Annotated in this window: 16 protein-coding genes; 11 read left to right on the top strand and 5 right to left on the bottom strand. The window is 39.8% G+C overall.

Annotated features, from left to right (window positions below; genetic code table 11):
- Window positions 1-12: 12 nt before the first annotated feature.
- Window positions 13-1,839 (bottom strand): phosphogluconate dehydratase, encoded by a 1,827-nt coding sequence (gene edd / locus FIM66_RS06760; protein WP_140501958.1) that lies wholly within the window; start codon window positions 1,837-1,839, stop codon window positions 13-15.
- 65 nt (window positions 1,840-1,904) lie between these two features.
- Here edd and FIM66_RS06755 point away from each other — a divergent pair, with 65 nt between their 5' ends.
- The 4 genes from FIM66_RS06755 (at window position 1,905) to FIM66_RS06740 (ending at window position 6,080) form a co-directional block, all read left to right on the top strand.
- On the top strand, window positions 1,905-3,182 hold the full coding sequence (locus FIM66_RS06755; protein ID WP_140600270.1) for a glucose-6-phosphate dehydrogenase: 1,278 nt from the start codon (window positions 1,905-1,907) through the stop codon (window positions 3,180-3,182).
- 10 nt (window positions 3,183-3,192) lie between these two features.
- The gene (gene pgl, locus FIM66_RS06750; RefSeq protein ID WP_140479186.1) at window positions 3,193-3,876 is read left to right on the top strand and encodes a 6-phosphogluconolactonase; all 684 of its coding nucleotides are present in this window, start codon (window positions 3,193-3,195) and stop codon (window positions 3,874-3,876) included.
- Window positions 3,863-4,873 carry a glucokinase gene (locus FIM66_RS06745; RefSeq protein WP_140600269.1) on the top strand — a complete coding sequence of 337 codons (1,011 nt, stop codon included), beginning with the start codon at window positions 3,863-3,865 and terminating at the stop codon, window positions 4,871-4,873. The genes pgl and FIM66_RS06745 overlap by 14 nt, the downstream gene beginning before the upstream one ends.
- 160 nt (window positions 4,874-5,033) lie before the next feature.
- Complete coding sequence (locus tag FIM66_RS06740) at window positions 5,034-6,080, top strand: NAD(P)-dependent alcohol dehydrogenase (RefSeq protein ID WP_140479189.1); 1,047 nt, start codon at window positions 5,034-5,036, stop codon at window positions 6,078-6,080.
- An 11-nt stretch (window positions 6,081-6,091) separates the two neighbouring features.
- Here FIM66_RS06740 and FIM66_RS06735 read toward each other — a convergent pair whose 3' ends face one another.
- Complete coding sequence (locus tag FIM66_RS06735; protein ID WP_140500176.1) at window positions 6,092-7,258, bottom strand: glycosyltransferase; 1,167 nt, start codon at window positions 7,256-7,258, stop codon at window positions 6,092-6,094.
- Window positions 7,259-7,393: 135 nt separating this feature from the next.
- Window positions 7,394-8,590 (bottom strand): glycosyltransferase family 8 protein, encoded by a 1,197-nt coding sequence (locus FIM66_RS06730; protein ID WP_140479191.1) that lies wholly within the window; start codon window positions 8,588-8,590, stop codon window positions 7,394-7,396.
- Window positions 8,591-8,772: 182 nt separating this feature from the next.
- Here FIM66_RS06730 and FIM66_RS06725 point away from each other — a divergent pair, with 182 nt between their 5' ends.
- Window positions 8,773-10,080 carry a hypothetical protein gene (locus FIM66_RS06725; protein ID WP_140600268.1) on the top strand — a complete coding sequence of 436 codons (1,308 nt, stop codon included), beginning with the start codon at window positions 8,773-8,775 and terminating at the stop codon, window positions 10,078-10,080.
- Between the two features lie 6 nt (window positions 10,081-10,086).
- Here the strand turns inward: FIM66_RS06725 and FIM66_RS06720 are convergent, their stop codons facing one another.
- Window positions 10,087-10,749: an outer membrane protein gene (locus FIM66_RS06720; RefSeq protein ID WP_140600267.1), complete on the bottom strand. Its 663-nt coding sequence runs from the start codon at window positions 10,747-10,749 to the stop codon at window positions 10,087-10,089.
- Window positions 10,750-11,038: 289 nt separating this feature from the next.
- Here FIM66_RS06720 and FIM66_RS06715 point away from each other — a divergent pair, with 289 nt between their 5' ends.
- The 6 genes from FIM66_RS06715 (at window position 11,039) to FIM66_RS06690 (ending at window position 16,529) form a co-directional block, all read left to right on the top strand.
- Window positions 11,039-11,599 carry a pyruvate flavodoxin oxidoreductase subunit gamma gene (locus FIM66_RS06715; protein WP_000486455.1) on the top strand — a complete coding sequence of 187 codons (561 nt, stop codon included), beginning with the start codon at window positions 11,039-11,041 and terminating at the stop codon, window positions 11,597-11,599.
- 16 nt (window positions 11,600-11,615) lie between these two features.
- A complete protein-coding gene (locus tag FIM66_RS06710) occupies window positions 11,616-12,008 on the top strand; it encodes a 4Fe-4S dicluster-binding protein (protein WP_000656174.1) in 393 nt (130 codons plus the stop codon).
- Between the two features lie 9 nt (window positions 12,009-12,017).
- Window positions 12,018-13,241, top strand: a complete 1,224-nt coding sequence (locus FIM66_RS06705) for a 2-oxoacid:ferredoxin oxidoreductase subunit alpha (protein WP_140548959.1) — start codon at window positions 12,018-12,020, stop codon at window positions 13,239-13,241.
- A 12-nt stretch (window positions 13,242-13,253) separates the two neighbouring features.
- Window positions 13,254-14,198 carry a thiamine pyrophosphate-dependent enzyme gene (locus FIM66_RS06700; RefSeq protein ID WP_140548961.1) on the top strand — a complete coding sequence of 315 codons (945 nt, stop codon included), beginning with the start codon at window positions 13,254-13,256 and terminating at the stop codon, window positions 14,196-14,198.
- Between the two features lie 110 nt (window positions 14,199-14,308).
- Window positions 14,309-15,631 (top strand): adenylosuccinate lyase, encoded by a 1,323-nt coding sequence (gene purB / locus FIM66_RS06695; protein WP_140600266.1) that lies wholly within the window; start codon window positions 14,309-14,311, stop codon window positions 15,629-15,631.
- A 64-nt stretch (window positions 15,632-15,695) separates the two neighbouring features.
- Window positions 15,696-16,529, top strand: coding sequence for an outer membrane protein (locus tag FIM66_RS06690; protein WP_140600265.1), 834 nt, complete (start codon window positions 15,696-15,698; stop codon window positions 16,527-16,529).
- Window positions 16,530-16,539: 10 nt separating this feature from the next.
- Here the strand turns inward: FIM66_RS06690 and uvrB are convergent, their stop codons facing one another.
- On the bottom strand, window positions 16,540-18,516 hold the full coding sequence (gene uvrB, locus FIM66_RS06685) for an excinuclease ABC subunit UvrB (protein ID WP_140600277.1): 1,977 nt from the start codon (window positions 18,514-18,516) through the stop codon (window positions 16,540-16,542).
- Window positions 18,517-18,734: the final 218 nt, after the last annotated feature.

Below are 18,734 nucleotides of genomic sequence, written 5' to 3'. Positions count from 1 at the left end.
TCCTTTATATTTTTATACCTTTATGCCAAAACTCATGCCGCCCTCTTCAGCGGTATTAACATTCAATCTCAAACTTGTAAACAATTCCCTACCCAACCCAAAAGTAGGCTTTTCTAAATTTTCTAAGGTTTCTAAAAACAAGGGGTTGATGCCTCTCTTTTCAAAATCCTTTTCAAGCACATTCAAAGCGTTATTAGGAGCGTCTAATTCTATCAAATCGCCATCTTTAATCTTAATGATCGCCCCATTTAACGCTCCCTCAGGGCTTAAATGGATCGCACTAGGCACTTTCCCGCTCGCCCCGCTCATGCGCCCATCCGTAACCAGCGCGACCTTATAGCCCATATCCTGCAAAGCCCCTAAATTCGTGGTGAGTTTGTGCAATTCTGGCATGCCATTAGATTTAGGCCCTTGGAAAGGCAAGACAGCGACAAAGTCCCTTTCTAATTCTTTATTTTTAAAGCGTTCTAAAAATTCGCTTTGGGTTTTAAAAACAATCGCTCTAGCCCTAACTTTCCTATGCTCATCTTTAATGGCTGAGATTTTAATCACGGCCCGCCCTAAATTACCCTTTAAGATTTTAAGCCCTCCATTAGCGGCAAAAGGCTCACTAACAGGGCGTAAAATATCCGTATTCAGGCTATGATTGATGGCGTCTTTATACACCAAGTGGTCGTTTTCTAAAAAGGGGGTTTTGGTGTAATTTTGCATGCCTTTTTGCGTTTCTGTATCCATAATGGTATGAGTGTCTTCAAATAAAAGCCCTTCTTTTAACAATTCCTTGATCACAAACGCTAATCCCCCACAGGCTTCAAAAGCGTTCACATCCGCTGATCCGTTAGGATAGACTTTAGCTAAAAGGGGTATGAGGTTAGAAACTGCGTCAAAATCGTCCCAATTAAGGATCACCCCACAAGATCTAGCGATAGCGATCAAATGTAAAGTGTGGTTAGTAGAACCTCCTGTTGCCATCAAGCCTATAAGCGCGTTAAGAATGCTTTTTTCATCAATGAGTTTGGCTAAAGGCAGGACTTTCCCACTCGCTAATCTTTTGGCACTCTCTTCTACTAAAACCTTTCGTAAGGGGTTGTTAGGGTTGATAAAGCTAGAATTAGCTACATGCAACCCCATAAATTCCATCATCATTTGATTGGAATTAGCCGTGCCATAAAAAGTGCAAGTGCCCACATCATGATAGCTTTGCATTTCCACTTTTAAAAGCTCTTCTCTGTTGATTTTTCCCATTGCAAAATCTTGGCGCGCTTTGGCTTTTTTATAATTTTCTATCCCGCTCACCATAGGCCCGCTTGGCACAAACACGCTCGCTAAATTCCCAAAGCTTAACGCTCCTATGAGTAAGCCTGGCACGATTTTATCGCACACGCCTAAAAAAAACGCCCCGTCAAAAACATTATGGCTTAACCCTACGGCGGTGCTTAGCGCGATCACATCTCTGCTAAACAAGCTCAATTCCATTCCCTCATAACCCTGCGTGATACCATCACACATCGCTGGCACGCCACTAGCGACGCTCGCATAAGCGTTATGCTCTTGCAACTCTTTTTTGATCAAATCAGGGTAATTTTTAAAAGGTTGGTGGGCTGAAAGCATGTCGTTATAAGCGGTGATAATCGCAAAATGCTTTCTTTTATGCGAGCCTAAAGGCATTTTTAAATGCTCTGGCATGCTTGCAGTAACATGGGCAATATTCGCGCAACCCAAGTTCTCAATCTTGGGCTGGTTTTTAGGGTTAAAGATATTTTCTAAATAAAGCTCTCTGGTTTTTTTGCTACGCTCTGTAATTTTTTCTTTGATTTGTTCTAAAGAATGCTTAGGCATGAACACCCCTTCAATTAAGATTTAATATATAATAATAACTTAAAAACACTCTAAAAGGGTTATTGATGTTGGATTTTGATTTGGTTCTTTTTGGTGCGACTGGGGATTTAGCCATGCGAAAGCTCTTTGTTTCGCTCTATGAAATTTATACCCATTATGGTTTTAAAAAAGATTCTAGGATTATCGCATCAGGGCGTAAGGAGCTATCCAATGAAGAATTTTTAGTGCTCCTTTGTGAAAAGACACAACTGCATTCAAGAGAAAAGGGTGAGGAATTTTTAGCTCGTATCAGTTATTTGCGCGTCCGTTTGGATAACCCTAAAGACTTTGAAGAATTGAGTAAAATCGCTACAAACAATAAGCCCTTGATTTTCTACTTTTCTATCTCCCCTAGTTTTTTTGCAACGACCGCTCAAAATTTAGCCCAAAACGCGCTCAATCACGCCAACACTCGCTTGATTTTAGAAAAGCCTTTAGGGCATGATTTAAAGACTTGTAAAGAGATTTTCCAAAGCATTAGCGCTTTTTTTAAAGAAGAGCAAATTTTTAGAATCGATCATTATTTAGGGAAAAAGGGCGTTCAAAATATCCTTGAATTGCGCTTGAATAACCCTATCTTAAACATTTTATGGGATCAAATCAGCGCGGTTGAAATCTGCGTGTATGAGACTTTGGGGGTGGAAGAAAGGGGCGAATTTTACGATAAAATCGGGGCTTTAAGGGATATGGTTCAAAACCATCTCTTGCAAGTTTTATCCCTTATCGCTACAGATTTACCCAACGATTTAAAAGACTTGAGGCAAGAAAAAATCAAAGTTTTAAAAACCTTACAACCCCCTAAAGATTTTAAAAAACAGGTTATTCGCGCCCAGTATCAAGGCTATAGAGATGAGAATAAGGTTCATAAAGAGAGCCAGACAGAAACTTTTGTCGCTATTAAAGCCTTTTTGGATACGCCTAAATTTAAAGGCGTGCCTTTCTATCTTAAGCACGCTAAAAAAATGCCCCGCAATCAAGCGAGCGTGAAAATCCATTTTAATGCAGTCAATACGCTAGAATTTTTCCTCTCTCAAGATAAAATCACCCTCACCCTAAAAGACAATCAAAACCCCCTTATTTTAGAAACCCACAACCAACAAGAATTTTTACAGCCCTACGCTAAATTGCTCTATGATGCGATACAAAATAACCACAATAATTTCGCCCACCAATTGGAATTAGAAGCGTCATGGGTTTTTATTGACACGCTCATAGAGGGGTTTATCAATAACGCCACGCCCTTATATTCCTATGAAAGCCATAATCTCAACGAATCAGAATTTTTAAAACCACTCTATCAATAAAAGGGATTTCATGGGTTATCAATTGTTTGAATTTGAAAGTTTAGAAGATTGCCACAAGGCTTTAATAGATCGTTTTAAAGAATTTTTTAACAACGCCTTAAAAAAGCATCATCAAGTTTCTATCGCTTTTTCTGGGGGTCGTTCGCCCATTAGCTTGTTGCAAAAATTGAGCGTTTTAGATCTCAAATGGCATGAGTGTTCAATCAGTTTGGTAGATGAACGCATTGTAGAGACTAGCCACAAGGATAGCAACACCAAATTATTACACGATTACTTGTTGCAAAATAACGCCCTAAAAGCTTCTTTCACCCCGCTTTTGCCCAAAAAGATTTCTGGCGATACAAACGCGCTTTTTCATTTTGCTAACCAGCATTTCAAACAGCCCCATTTAGCCATTTTGGGCATGGGGACTGACGGGCATACGGCTAGCCTTTTTCCCGAAACGAGCGCTTTTTTAAACGAAGAAAAAGAAAATATCGTTTTGACTAAGCCAATTAACGCTCCTTATGAGCGCTTGAGCATGTCTGTTAACGCCTTAGAAAATTGCGAAAAACTTTTCTTAAGCATTAGTGGGGCAGAAAAAAGGGAGGTTTTAGAAAAAGCTTTAAAAGAAAACGCCCCCTATTCTCTGCCGATTGCTCGGATTTTACATTCTAAAAAAGTTACCACGGAGGTGTTTTATGCCAAAAACTGAAACTTACCCAAGACTCTTAGCCGATATTGGCGGCACGAACGCGCGCTTTGGTTTGGAAGTCGCCCCACGACAGATTGAATGCATTGAAGTCTTGCGGTGCGAAGATTTTGAAAGCTTGAGCGATGCGGTGCGGTTTTACCTTTCTAAATGCAAAGAAAGCCTTAAACTGCACCCTATTTATGGCTCTTTTGCTGTGGCTACGCCCATTATGGGGGATTTTGTCCAAATGACGAACAACCATTGGACTTTTTCTATTGAAACGACACGGCAATGTTTGACTTTAAAAAAATTGCTTGTCATCAATGATTTTGTCGCACAAGCCTATGCCATTAGCGCGATGCAAGAAAACGATCTGGCTCAAATAGGAGGGATTAAGTGCGAAATCAACGCTCCTAAAGCGATTTTAGGGCCAGGAACCGGGCTTGGGGTAAGCACTCTTATCCAAAACAGCGATGGCTCTTTGAAAGTCTTGCCCGGCGAAGGAGGGCATGTGAGCTTTGCCCCTTTTGATGATTTAGAAATTTTAGTGTGGCAATACGCCCGCTCTAAATTCAACCATGTGAGCGCGGAAAGGTTTTTAAGCGGTAGCGGTTTGGTGTTGATTTATGAAGCCCTGTCTAAGCGCAAAGGCTTAGAAAAAGCGGCAAAGTTAAGCAAGGCCGAATTAACCCCACAAATCATTAGCGAACGCGCTTTGAATGGGGATTACCCTATATGCCGATTGACCTTGGATACTTTTTGCTCCATGCTAGGCACGCTCGCTGCTGATGTGGCTCTCACTTTGGGGGCTAGGGGAGGCGTGTATTTGTGTGGGGGGATTACCCCTCGATTCATTGATTATTTTAAAACTTCGCCCTTTAGAACGCGTTTTGAAACGAAAGGGCGCATGGGAGCGTTTCTCGCTTCTATCCCTGTGCATGTCGTGCTGAAAAAAACTCCGGGACTTGATGGGGCGGGCATTGCGTTAGAGAATTACTTGCTGCATGATAAGATATAGCAGCGTTAAGATAGAAGCGGCTTATACAAGGGGTGTGTTTAAGCGCACCAAACAACGATACCATGTAACCAACAGTTATAAAATTAGTTAAACCTATAGAAACATAAGTAAACCATAAAAACAATACAATAGCGGTATTTTAATAAAACAAGGAGTTTTAATGAGAGTTCCATCTAAAGGTTTTGCTATTTTTTCTAAAGACGGGCATTTCAAACCCCATGATTTTAGCCGCCATGCTGTAGGCCCTAAAGATGTGTTGATTGACATTCTTTATGCAGGGATTTGTCATAGCGACATTCATAGTGCTTATAGCGAATGGAAAGAAGGCATCTATCCTATGATTCCTGGGCATGAAATTGCTGGGGTCATCAAAGAAGCAGGTAAGGAAGTTAAGAAATTTAAGGTCGGCGATGTGGTGGGCGTGGGCTGTTTTGTCAATTCATGCAAGGCGTGTAAGCCCTGCAAAGAACACCAAGAGCAATTTTGTGCCAAAGTGGTATTCACTTATGATTGTTTGGATTCTTTCCATGACAACGAACCCCACATGGGCGGATACTCTAACAATATTGTCGTGGATGAAAACTATGTGATTAGCGTGGATAAAAACGCTCCTTTAGAAAAAGTAGCCCCCTTGCTTTGTGCGGGCATCACCACTTATTCGCCCTTAAAATTTTCTAAGGTTACTAAAGGCACAAAAGTTGGCGTCGCTGGGTTTGGCGGGCTAGGAAGCATGGCGGTTAAATACGCTGTGGCTATGGGGGCTGAAGTGAGCGTTTTTGCAAGAAACGAACACAAAAAGCAAGACGCTTTAAATATGGGGGTTAAACATTTCTATACTGACCCCAAACAATGCAAAGAGGAATTGGACTTTATCATTTCAACCATCCCTACCCATTATGATTTAAAGGACTACCTCAAGCTCTTAACTTATAATGGCGAATTAGCCCTTGTAGGGCTCCCTCCTGTAGAAGTTGCTCCAGCGCTCAATGTTTTTGAATTTATCCATTTGGGCAATCGCAAGGTTTATGGCTCATTGATTGGGGGCATTAAAGAAACCCAAGAGATGATGGATTTTTCTATCAAACACAATATTTACCCTGAAGTGGATTTGATTTTAGGCAAGGATATTGATACGGCTTATCATAACCTAACCCATGGGAAAGCGAAATTCCGCTATGTGATTGACATGAAAAAATCGTTTGATTAAAGGCTTTGGCTCTAGCTCTTTTTTAAGAGCTTGAGTTGGATTAGGATTTTTTTCACCAGTGCATGGAGTCTTAAAATTTTAAGGGTTTTACTAATAAAACTCTTGAGCGGTATTGAAATGCAGTATTTGAATAGTCTTCGCCTTGCGTTTTGGGGAATCTCATGAATGTGTAAAAAATAATGTTTTAAAAACGTCTTAAAAGCGTCATGGGCAATCTGTTCTTCTGCTTTCCATAAAGGAAAGTAGTAATGATAAGCGGCAATGCTGTGGTAGTGGTGCCATTTTTCTCCACCTATCTCCCCACCCCTTGTGATCAAATAAGACCAATCGCTCATAAATGGGGTTTTAGCCAAAGCGTTCAGCCATAAATCCGCTTTCAAACCAAAAGGATAGTCCCAAGGCTTGATTTGAAAATAAGGATGAGAGTCATATTGTATAACGATAGGTTCTCTTAGGGCTTGTTTAATGGTGTTATGATAAATTGCATTGGCTACGCCCTTTAAATGCTCTTCAGAAAGACTATAATAGTGTGGGAAAATGCAATACTCTATTTTTAATGGCGCGATCTTTGAACGACAAAATTCTGTCAATTGCGGTTCTTTATCTATTTTTTGTGCGCGTATGATTTCTAATATTTTTTTACAAAATTGATTTTTTCGCTGGTAAGTTAAGTTACAATAAAAAAAGCCTTCATACGGGTATATTTTGTCATAAACCCCATAAAAATAATTCTCATCATTTTCTTTAATGTTTAAGAAATCAGCGCTAAATTCATTACAAAAAATAACGTCCACATCGCTCCACACCATTTTAGAATATTTAGGGAATAAATCCGCTAGAAAATATTTCACTAACACCATTTTAGAAAAACGCTTGGTGAAATCCTCATCAAAAGGGTTAGGGATAGTGTCTAAAAAAGGTTCAATATCTTTTACTTCTAAAGTAGCAAATTCTTTAAAAGGCTCTGTGATTTGATTAAGCTTTGCTTTATCTTCTTCATTCAAGCCTACCACTAAAGCGTGTAGGGTGTAACGGATTTTTTTATTGGCTTTAGCGATGCTTTCTAGCAAGGAATAAAGACACGCGCCCGCAGCAATGAGGTAATTCTTATCAAAAGCAAAAGCGATAGGGATATGAAAATCTTGTTCTTTAAAAGAATGGTTTGAAGATGAAGTCATAAAAAATTAAACACCCTTTTTTAATGGCTATTTTATCCAAAAAAAAAAAAAACCGAACTTGAAAGGGTTCTGTTTTTGGTTTTTATGCTGTTTTTAAAGCAAATTAATTTAAAGAAAGGTTTTAACCCCTTTACTCTAGCCCTTTCTTAAGAGCTTGAGTTGGATTAGGATTTTTTTAACAATCCCATGAAGCCCTAAAACTCTAAGGATCTTACTAACCGCCCTTTTAACTAACGCTTTAGGCATCAAAAACCCAAAATAAATAAGCTTATTGAAAAATTTTTTCACTAAACCACCCATTAATGCAAAAATCCTTGAATGGATTTTCCTTTCTTTAAACACAACAAACAGATACGATTTAAAAAACAAATACGGAGCCTTAAAAACAATTTCTTTTGAAGACTTTACTGAAGAAAAATAATGCTGCTCAGCCATTTTTGTGGTATAAAAGCTCTCATTGGTGTGCATTTTTTTAGTGTAATCGCTCATAAATGGGGTTTTAGCCAAAGCGTTCAGCCATAAATCCGCTTTCAAACCAAAAGGATAGTCCCAAGGCTTCACCGCCCCCCACCAAGCGTCATAGTGGATAATGGTAGGGTTTTCTCGCGCCTCTAAAATGGTTTTCTTGTAATTCTCGTTTAAATACGCGTTAGAAAAATCTTTAATGGTGTAATAATAAGGGAAAACGCAATATTCAATCCCTAAAGCTTTCATGTTAGGCCAACACCATTTCGTAAAATCCAACTCCCCTTTAGCCTCATTCCCCTTTAAAAGATCATGCATTCTTAAGGTGAAATTTTTCTTGCGTTGGTAATCTAAATTACAAAACAAAAACCCTTCCATCATGTGGTGCTTTTCAACTTCCAAAACCCCATAAAAATAATTCTCATCATTTTCTTTAATGTTTAAGAAATCAGCGCTAAATTCATTACAAAAAATAACGTCCACATCGCTCCACACCATTTTAGAATATTTAGGGAATAAATCCGCTAGAAAATATTTCACTAACACCATTTTAGAAAAACGCTTGGTGAAATCCTCATCAAAAGGGTTAGGGATAGTGTCTAAAAAAGGTTCAATATCTTTTACTTCTAAAGTAGCAAATTCTTTAAAAGGCTCTGTGATTTGATTAAGCTTTGCTTTATCTTCTTCATTCAAGCCTACCACTAAAGCGTGTAGGGTGTAACGGATTTTTTTATTGGCTTTAGCGATGCTTTCTAGCAAGGAATAAAGACACGCGCCCGCAGCAATGAGGTAATTCTTATCAAAAGCAAAAGCGATAGGGATATGAAAATCTTGTTCTTTAAAAGAATGGTTTGAAGATGAAGTCATAAAAAATTAAACACCCTTTTTTAATGGCTATTTTATCCAAAAAAAAAAAACCGAACTTGAAAGGGTTCTGTTTTTTGGTTTTTATGCTGTTTTTAATGAAAATTAATTTAGAATCGCATCTTGTCTTTAAGTGCTGCTATTTTAACAATTTTAGAAGATGATGAAAGGGGCTGTATTCTAATTTGATTTTCTTAAAAAAATCTCTTTGCGCGTTGTTATTTTCAGGTTTTTTAATACCACCCTTAATGAAAGCAGCCAGTTTTGTCTATGACTTGAAGTTTATGAGCTTTAATTTCAATTTAGTGGCCCCAGCCAACAACCCCTATTGGAATAGCCTAACCAAAATGCAAGGTCGTCTCATGCCTCAAATCGGCGTTCAGTTAGACAAAAGACAGGCCTTGATGTTTGGAGCGTGGTTCATTCAAAATTTGCACACGCATTATAGCTATTTCCCTTATTCGTGGGGGGTTACCATGTATTACCAATACATAGGGAAAAATTTGAGATTTTTTTTAGGCATTGTGCCGCGAAGCTATCAAATAGGGCATTACCCTTTAAGCGCTTTTAAAAAACTTTTTTGGTTTATAGACCCTACTTTTAGGGGAGGAGCGTTTCAATTCAAACCAGCTTATGATCCTAACCGCTGGTGGAATGGGTGGTTTGAGGGCGTGGTTGATTGGTATGGGGGGCGTAATTGGAACAACCAGCCCAAAAAGAAAAATTACGATTTTGATCAATTCTTGTATTTTGTTTCTTCAGAATTTCAGTTTCTTAAAGGGTATTTAGGTTTGGGGGGACAGCTTGTCATTTTTCATAACGCCAGCCATCATAGCATGGGAGATAATTACCCTTACGGCGGTAATTCTTACTTAAAACCAGGCGATGTAACCCCACAATGGCCTAATGGCTACCCCTATTTCAGTCAAAAAAATAACCCACAAGGCGGAGAAATAGGGAAATACTCTAACCCCACCATTTTAGACAGGGTTTATTACCACGCTTATTTAAAAGCGGATTTTAAAAATCTCATGCCTTATATGGATAATATTTTTATGACCTTTGGCACGCAGTCGTCTCAAACCCATTATTGCGTGCGTTATGCTAGCGAGTGCAAAAACGCTCAATTTTATAACAGCTTTGGGGGGGAATTTTACGCTCAAGCGCAATACAAAGGCTTTGGGATTTTTAACAGATACTATTTTTCCAACAAACCCCAAATGCACTTTTACGCTACTTATGGCCAATCCCTTTATACCGGGTTGCCATGGTATAGAGCCCCTAATTTTGACATGATAGGGCTTTATTATGTTTATAAAAATAAATGGGTGAGCGTGCGAGCGGATGCGTTTTTTAACTTTTTAGGTGGGGGCGATGGGTATCATTTGTATGGGAAAGGGGGCAAGTGGATCACTACCTATCAGCAATTCTTAACCCTAACCATAGACACACGAGAGTTAATTGATTTTGTCAAATCTAAAACCTCTAAATAACCATATCTAAAAATTATAGATATAATTGAAATAAGCGACCGGTAAGCGGTGCCATAAAGTAGTCGCGCTCAAGCCATCAATAATTTCAGTTCTTTTGTTAGGAATGACAGGGAATTTCAACCCGAAAGTGATTTCATTGTGGAAAAAGCCAAAACGAAAACCCACTTTCACAAGCAATTGGAAAAGCGAATTTTCTTTGCCTAAATTTTGAGCGATAATCCCATGCATAGCCCCTCCTGGCATGTAAGTCGCCCCAGCGATGCCTAAGCCAAACTCTAACCCTAAAAACATCTTTGGCGAATTGAAAGCGTCCCACAAACCGCTAAATTCTAAACCATAGGTAGAAATATAGGATTTGTGAGAAGAAAAGGTCTGATCATAAAACAATCCGTAACGAAAACCCACATGCTCTACAGCTTGCGTTTTAGCCACAAATTTCCCCCCTAACACCACACCAAAGCCATTGCCGGTCATGAAATACGATTTATCTACAGACTCGGTGCTAAAAGATGTGTTGATCGCACTAAGTTGATACCCAACCCCTAAATAAAATGTATTCCTGTCCGCAAATTTAGGTTTTTTTGATTTTTCATCAAGCTCTGCCTCTGTGGCTTGAAGCGATGATAATAACGCCATGCCCATCAATATTTTAACCATTGTTTCATTCATAACCCAATTCCTTATGTTATCCTGCCCCACACTCGCCCCATACAGACTAAAATCAAATCACACCCTAAATAATAACAAAGTTTAAAATAAATATTAGTGATTTTGATTAAGAACGCCTATCTTTTTAGAATAAATAGCCATAAAATAGCCATAATTCTTGTGGGTATGCCCCCATTTTCCTATAAAAATTCCTAAAAAGATATTGTTATAAGACACATTAATAGTTTTTCTTGTATAATCTTAGGCTAAATTCAATTTATTTTATACGATATTAAGGAGACATATTACCATGTTTCAAATTAGATGGCATGCGCGAGCTGGTCAAGGCGCTATCACCGGTGCTAAAGGGCTGGCTGATGTGATTTCAAAAACAGGCAAAGAAGTGCAAGCGTTCGCTTCCTATGGTTCAGCTAAAAGGGGGGCTGCTATGATGGCTTATAACCGCATTGATGATGAGCCTATTTTAAACCATGAACGCTTCATGCAGCCTGATTATGTGCTGGTGATTGATCCCGGTTTGGTTTTCATTGAAAACATTTTCGCTAATGAAAAAGAAGACACGACCTATATCATCACCAGCTATCTTAACAAAGAAGAATTGTTTGAAAAAAAGCCTGAATTAAAAACCCGTAAGGTGTTTTTAGTGGATTGTTTAAAAATCTCTATGGAAACCTTAAAACGCCCCATCCCTAACACGCCCATGCTAGGAGCGTTAATGAAAGTGTCTGGCATGCTTGAAATCGGGGCTTTTAAAGAAGCTTTTAAGAAAGTTTTAGGCAAAAAACTCACGCAAGAAGTCATTGACGCTAACATGCTCGCTATCCAAAGAGCTTATGAAGAAGTTCAATAACATTTAAGGAATAAAGATGAAAGATTGGAACGAATTTGAAATGGGAGCGGTGCTCTTCCCTTTTGAAAAGAATGCGCAAAGCGAAATGGAAAAACACAATGATGAGCGCCATTACACCGAACAAAGCTACTTCACCACTTCAGTGGCTCATTGGCGCGTGGCTAAGCCTGTGCATAACAATAATATTTGCATCAATTGCTTTAATTGTTGGGTTTATTGCCCAGACGCTGCTATTCTTTCAAGAGAGGGCAAGTTAAAGGGCGTGGATTATTCTCATTGTAAAGGCTGTGGCGTGTGCGTGGATGTCTGCCCCACCAACCCTAAATCGCTATGGATGTTTGAAGAGCAAATTGAGCCTGCTACCGCCCTCACTCAATGGCCGCAAAAACAAGAAAAGAAAAAATCATAAGGAAAAAATATGGCAAGAAGTATTGAATTACAAGAGATAGAAGTGTGGGACGGCAACACCGCTAGCTCTAACGCTTTAAGACAGGCTCAAATTGATGTCATCGCAGCCTATCCTATCACCCCATCAACGCCCATTGTGCAGAATTATGGCTCGTTTAAGGATAATGGCTATATTGATGGCGAATTCGTTTTAGTGGAATCTGAGCATGCCGCCATGAGCGCATGCGTGGGAGCTGCAGCTGCAGGTGGAAGGGTCAGCACTGCGACTAGCTCTCAAGGTTTGGCGTTAATGGTAGAGGTTTTATACCAAGCTTCTGGCATGCGTTTGCCTATTGTTTTGAATTTAGTCAATCGCGCTCTAGCAGCTCCTTTGAATATCCATGGCGATCATTCGGATATGTATTTAAGCAGGGATTCTGGCTGGATCAGTTTATGCACATGCAACCCTCAAGAAGCTTATGATTTCACTTTAATGGCGTTTAGAATCGCAGAGCATCAAAAGGTGCGTGTGCCTACTATTGTCAATCAAGACGGGTTTTTATGCTCGCACACCGTGCAAAATGTCCGCCCTTTGAGCGATACAGTGGCTTACCAATTCGTGGGCGAATACCAAACCAAGCATTCTCTTTTGGATTTTGATAAACCGGTAAGCTATGGTGCGCAAGCTGAAGAAGAATGGCATTATGAGCATAAAGCCCAACTCCACCATGCGATCATGAGCGCGTCTTCTGTGATTGAAGAAGTGTTCAATGATTTCGCTAAACTCACCGGCAGACAATACCATTTGACTAAAACTTTCCAGCTAGAAGACGCTGAAATCGCTATCTTTGCGTTAGGCACTACTTATGAATCAGCGATCGTAGCGGCTAAAGAAATGCGTAAAAAAGGCATTAAGGCCGGCGTAGCTACCATCCATTCCTTGCGTCCTTTCCCTTATGAAAGATTAGGGCAGGATTTGAAAAATCTTAAAGCTTTAGCGATTTTAGATAAGAGCTCTCCAGCGGGCGCTATGGGGGCGATGTTTAATGAAGTAACGAGCACGGTGTATCAAACGCAAGGGACTAAACACCCGGTGGTGTCTAACTACATTTATGGTTTAGGCGAAAGGGATATGACAATCGCACATTTATGCGGAATTTTTGAAGAAATCAATGAAGACGCTCTTAAAGGCACGCTCACGCACCCTACCCAACAATTCGTAGGCTTGCACGGTCCTAAAATGAGCTTTTTTTAAAAAGGAAATATCATGGTAAAAGAAGTCAAAACACTCAAAGGTTTTAGCCAAAGCGCTGAGAAATTTCAAGGCTCGCACTTGCTTTGTCCGGGTTGTGGGCATGGCATCATTGTGCGCGAGGTTTTAAACGCTGTAGATGGGCCTATTGTTTTAGGCAACTCTACCGGTTGTTTAGAGGTATGCTCGGCTGTGTACCCGCACACTTCATGGGATGTGCCTTGGATTCATATTGGTTTTGAAAACGGCTCTACGGCGATTTCAGGGGTGGAGGCGATGTATAAGGCTTTAGTGAATAAGGGCCGCTATCAAGGTCAAAAGCCAAAATTTGTGGCGTTTGGAGGCGATGGGGCTAGTTATGATATTGGTTTTCAATTCATCAGCGGTTGCATGGAAAGAGGGCATGACATGACTTACATCTGCTTGGATAATGAAAACTACGCCAATACCGGCGGTCAAAGAAGCGGTTCTACGCCATTAGGGGCTAGCACTTCTACCACGCCAGCGGGATCGGTTAGCTTTGGTAAAAAAGAAAAGAAAAAAGACATCGTCAATATCATGGCAAGCCATGGGGTCCCTTATGTGGCGCAACTCTCGCCTAACAAGTGGAAAGATATGAATAAAAAGATTAAAACCGCGCTAGACACTGAAGGGCCTTGCTTTATTAACGCTCTTAGCCCATGCACGACTGAATGGAAATTTGATTCCAATAAGACCATTGAATTAGCGGATATGGCTGTGGATAGCTTGATGTTCCCCTTATTTGAAATCTTTAATGGCAGGGAATTGAAAATCACTTACCGCCCAAGAAATATCATTCCTGTAAGGGATTATTTAGGGGCTCAAAAACGCTTCAAACACCTTTTCAAAAAAGAAAACGAACACATCATTGAAGAATTGCAAAAAGATGTGGATGAGCGTTGGGAATACTTGCAACGCAGAGAAGAAGCTAAAGTATAACCCTTAAATTGAAATCAAGGGGCTTTTTTGCGCCTTGTGCGGTTTTGCCCCTTGATTCTTTAAACCCCTTTAAAGTAACATAAATCCCATTTTGATTTTAAGGATTGTCGGTGTTAGAACGCTATGCGAATGAAGAAATGAAAGCCCTATGGAATGAGCAAACCAAATTTGAAACCTATCTAGAAGTGGAAAAAGCTGTCGTTAGGGCGTGGAACAAGCTTGGGCGAATCCAAGATAGCGATTGTGAAAAAATCTGTGCTAAGGCGGCATTCAACCTTGAGCGCATCAAAGAAATTGAAAAAACCACCAAGCATGATTTAATCGCTTTCACTACTTGCGTGGCTGAAAGCTTGGGCGAAGAATCGCGCTTTTTTCATTATGGGATCACTTCTAGCGATTGCATTGATACGGCTATGGCGTTATTGATGACAAAAAGCTTAAAACTCATTCAAAAAGGCGTTAAAAACCTCTATGAAACCCTTAAAAACAGGGCTTTAGAGCATAAAGACACGCTGATGGTGGGCAGAAGCCATGGGGTGTTTGGCGAACCCATTACTTTTGGTTTAGTGTTAGCCCTTTTTGCTGATGAAATCAAACGGCATTTAAAAGCCTTAGATTTAACGATGGAATTTATCAGCGTGGGAGCGATCAGTGGGGCTATGGGGAATTTCGCGCACGCTCCCTTAGAATTAGAAGAATTAGCGTGCGAATTTTTAGGCTTAAAAACCGCCAATATCAATAATCAAGTCATTCAAAGAGACCGCTACGCTAGGCTTGCATGCGATCTGGCTCTTTTAGCGAGCAGTTGTGAAAAAATCGCTGTCAATATCCGCCATTTGCAACGCAGTGAAGTCTATGAAGTGGAAGAAGCTTTTTCAATAGGGCAAAAAGGAAGCTCTGCGATGCCCCATAAAAGAAACCCCATATTGAGCGAGAATATCACCGGGCTTTGCAGGGTGATTCGCTCTTTTACTACCCCTATGCTAGAAAATGTCGCCTTATGGCACGAAAGGGACATGAGCCATAGCTCTGTGGAGCGTTTTGCCTTGCCCGATCTGTTTATCACGAGCGATTTTATGCTCAGCCGCCTAAATAGCGTGATTGAAAATCTGGTAGTTTATCCTAAAAACATGCTTAAAAATTTAGCTTTGAGTGGGGGGCTAGTCTTTTCGCAACGAGTGTTATTGGAATTGCCTAAAAAAGGTTTGAGCAGAGAAGAGAGCTATTCTATCGTGCAAGAAAATGCGATGAAAATATGGGAAGTTTTGCAACAAGGCGCTTTTAAAAACGCTGATGAAAATTTGTTTTTAAACGCCCTACTCAACGATGAACGCTTGAAAAAATATTTGAGCGAGGACGAAATCAAAGCATGTTTTGATTATAGTTATTACACTAAAAATGTGGGGGCGATTTTTAAAAGGGTGTTTGGATAAGGCGCGTTTTTACAAAAACAAAACTATAAAATAAGCGGTAAAAATTGAAGTTTTAAGGGGTTTTTTGAAACGAGCGTTATACTTAATTTTAGGGCTTTCTTATGCCTTGCATGCGGATAGTTTTAAAGATGTTTTGACTAAAGGGGATTACACTTTTTTTAATAAAAAGGTGGTTTCGCCCATCAAACGCTATGCGGATAGATCGGCGTTTTATCTGGGGCTTGGGTATCAGTTAGGGAGCATTCAGCACAACTACAGCAACTTGAATTTATCCCAACAATTCAATAAGAGCCAAATCATTTTTAGCGATGGCTTAAGCCCTGTTTTTAAAAATTCGTATGTGTCTAATGGTCTTGGCGTTCAGGTGGGCTATAAATGGGTGGGTAAGCATGAAGAAACGAAGTGGTTTGGATTTAGGTGGGGGTTATTTTATGATTTGAGTGCTTCTCTTTATGGCCAAAAAGAATCGCAGTCTATTATCATTTCCACTTACGGCACTTATATGGATTTATTGCTTAACGCTTATAATGGGGATAAGTTTTTTGCCGGGTTCAATCTGGGGATTGCTTTTGCCGGGGTGTATGACAAATTGAGCGATGCGTTATTGTATCAAGTGCTTCTTCAAAATACTTTTGATGGGAAAGTGGATCCAAATGGTTTCCAGTTTTTGGTGGATTTAGGGGTTCGTTTAGGGAATAAGTGCAACCAATTTGGCTTTGGGATTAAAATCCCCACTTATTATTTTAACCATTATTATTCCATGAATAACATTAGCAATAATAGTGAAAATGTCCTAAAGGTTTTACGATTTTTAGAATACGGGATCAACAGCTTGTTATACCAAGTTGATTTTAGGCGCAATTACTCGGTTTATTTCAACTACACTTATAGTTTTTAAGCGATAGTATTTAAAGCGTTCTTAATTGAGCGATTTCATCTCTCAAACGCATCGCTTCTTCAAAATCCAAATTTTTCGCGCATTCTCGCATTTTTTTATCCAGTTCTTTAATGATTTTTTCCCTTTCGCTTTTAGGGATTTTGTCCTTTTTTAAAGCTTTAGCGATTCTAATCTCATCATCTCTTAATTTCAATTCCTCTTCTAAAGCGCGAGTAACGGTTTTGGGAGTAATATTATGGATTTTATTGAACTCTTCTTGCTTGGTGCGCCTGTAACTCGTGATCTCAAAGGCTTTTTGCATGCTTTGAGTGATCTTTTTAGCGTATAATAAAACCTTGCCGTTAGCGTTTCTAGCGGCTCGCCCCATGGTTTGAATGAGGCTTGTTTCACTCCTTAAAAACCCTTCTTTATCCGCATCCATGATCGCTACTAAAGAGACTTCAGGCAAATCTAGCCCTTCTCTTAAAAGATTGATCCCTATTAAAATGTCAAATTCTTTAAGCCTTAAAGAGCGGATGATGTGATTTCGTTCAATCGCATCAATTTCACTATGCATGTAACGCGCTTTCAAGCCCCATTCAGTATAATATTTGCACAATTCTTCTGCCATTTTTTTAGTGAGCGTGGTGATTAGCACCCTTTCATCTCTGGCCACCACTAACTTGATTTCATCAAATAAATCCTGGACTTGCTTATCGCTGTCTCGCACTTCAAATTTAGGGTCTAAAAGCCCTGTAGGGCGAATGATTTGCTCAGCGACATTCTTTTTAGAAAGCTCTAATTCTAGCTTATTGGGCGTAGCGGACACAAAAAGGAATTGGCAATTTTTATGGATAAATTCATCAAATTTTAAAGGGCGGTTGTCTAAAGCGCTAGGCAATCTAAAACCATATTCCACTAAAACGCTTTTCCTGCTCATATCCCCTGCATACATCCCCCCAAACTGCGGCAAACTCACATGGCTTTCATCCACAATGACTAAAAACTCCCGCTCAAATATCCCTAAACAATCAAACAAACAAAAAGGCGTTTCATTAGGGGCTTTACCGGTGAAATGGCGTGCGTAATTTTCAATGCCCTTACACACACCGGTTGCGCTAATCATTTCTAAATCATGCTCGGTGCGTTGTTTGAGGCGGTTGTATTCAAGCATTTTATCCTGCTCTTTAAAAAATTTCAACCTTAGAGCGAGCTCATCTTCAATGCTTTTAATGGCTAAATTCAACCTCTCACTCCCTACGGCAAACTGACTGGCCGCATAAAGCATGACAGAATCCAAGCGCCTGATTTCATTTCTTTCTAAAGCGTCAAAGACCGCAACCCTTTCTATCTCATCGCCAAAAAATTCAATCCTAATAAATTCAGCGTCATTATAAGCGGGGAAAATATCCACGCATTCCCCAGTCGCTCTAAAGCTCCCCCTATCAAACACCACTTCATTACGGCTATAACCCATTTCCACTAGCTTTAATAAAAAGCTCTTGTAAGCGCGCTTCTCGCCCACTTTGATTTTTTCCATGACTTTTAAATATTCTTCAGGGTTACCCAAACCATAATTAGCCGAAACGCTCGCTATCACGATCACATCATCATAACCTAAAAGCGAAGTGGTCGCGCTCAATCTCAAACGCTCCAAATCATCGTTAATAGAGCTGTCTTTTTCAATGAATAAATCCCTCCTAGGAATATAGCTCTCAGGCTGGTAGTAATCAAAGTGGGAGATAAAATACTCCACCCTATTATGCGGGAAAAACGCCTTAAACTCGCTATAGAGCTGCGCGCATAAGGTCTTATTATGGCTCATGATCAGAGTGGGTTTATTGGTTTTGGCGATGATATTAGCCATCGTGTAAGTCTTACCGCTCCCTGTAACCCCCACTAGAGTTTGATAATGGTTGTTATTTTTTAAGCTTTTTGTTAAAGCTTCTATGGCTTGGGGCTGATCGCCTGCTGGTGGGTAAGGGCTTTTTAAATCAAATAAAGGCATCTTTAAAACTCGCATTTTTTAGGGGTATTATAGTAGGTTTTTAACACGCCTTATTCAATCTCAAAAAAATCAATGTTTTGATAATGATCGCTTTTTTCGCTTCAATAATCTCGCTTGTGGCTTGTTGCTTTTCTTGCGTGATGTTGTTTAAAGCTTCTTGCTTATTCGTGTTAATTTGCGTTGTAGCGCTTTCTTTAGCTTCGTTAATGTTAGTGATC

The sequence above is a fragment of the Helicobacter pylori genome, assembly GCF_006439795.1.
Taxonomy (GTDB): Bacteria; Campylobacterota; Campylobacteria; order Campylobacterales; family Helicobacteraceae; genus Helicobacter; species Helicobacter pylori_CR.
This window is presented reverse-complemented; position numbering and strand designations above follow the sequence as displayed.

Excerpts from the sequence above, each read along its gene's own strand:
- uvrB (WP_140600277.1), bottom strand. The coding sequence starts at position 18,516 with ATGCCTTTATTTGATTTAAAAAGCCCTTACCCACCAGCAGGCGATCAG.
- pgl (WP_140479186.1), top strand. The coding sequence starts at position 3,193 with ATGGGTTATCAATTGTTTGAATTTGAAAGTTTAGAAGATTGCCACAAG.
- FIM66_RS06700 (WP_140548961.1), top strand. The coding sequence starts at position 13,254 with ATGGTAAAAGAAGTCAAAACACTCAAAGGTTTTAGCCAAAGCGCTGAG.
- FIM66_RS06740 (WP_140479189.1), top strand. The coding sequence starts at position 5,034 with ATGAGAGTTCCATCTAAAGGTTTTGCTATTTTTTCTAAAGACGGGCAT.
- FIM66_RS06745 (WP_140600269.1), top strand. The coding sequence starts at position 3,863 with ATGCCAAAAACTGAAACTTACCCAAGACTCTTAGCCGATATTGGCGGC.
- FIM66_RS06705 (WP_140548959.1), top strand. The coding sequence starts at position 12,018 with ATGGCAAGAAGTATTGAATTACAAGAGATAGAAGTGTGGGACGGCAAC.
- FIM66_RS06720 (WP_140600267.1), bottom strand. The coding sequence starts at position 10,749 with ATGAATGAAACAATGGTTAAAATATTGATGGGCATGGCGTTATTATCA.
- FIM66_RS06735 (WP_140500176.1), bottom strand. The coding sequence starts at position 7,258 with ATGACTTCATCTTCAAACCATTCTTTTAAAGAACAAGATTTTCATATC.
- FIM66_RS06755 (WP_140600270.1), top strand. The coding sequence starts at position 1,905 with ATGTTGGATTTTGATTTGGTTCTTTTTGGTGCGACTGGGGATTTAGCC.
- FIM66_RS06730 (WP_140479191.1), bottom strand. The coding sequence starts at position 8,590 with ATGACTTCATCTTCAAACCATTCTTTTAAAGAACAAGATTTTCATATC.
- edd (WP_140501958.1), bottom strand. The coding sequence starts at position 1,839 with ATGCCTAAGCATTCTTTAGAACAAATCAAAGAAAAAATTACAGAGCGT.
- FIM66_RS06715 (WP_000486455.1), top strand. The coding sequence starts at position 11,039 with ATGTTTCAAATTAGATGGCATGCGCGAGCTGGTCAAGGCGCTATCACC.
- FIM66_RS06710 (WP_000656174.1), top strand. The coding sequence starts at position 11,616 with ATGAAAGATTGGAACGAATTTGAAATGGGAGCGGTGCTCTTCCCTTTT.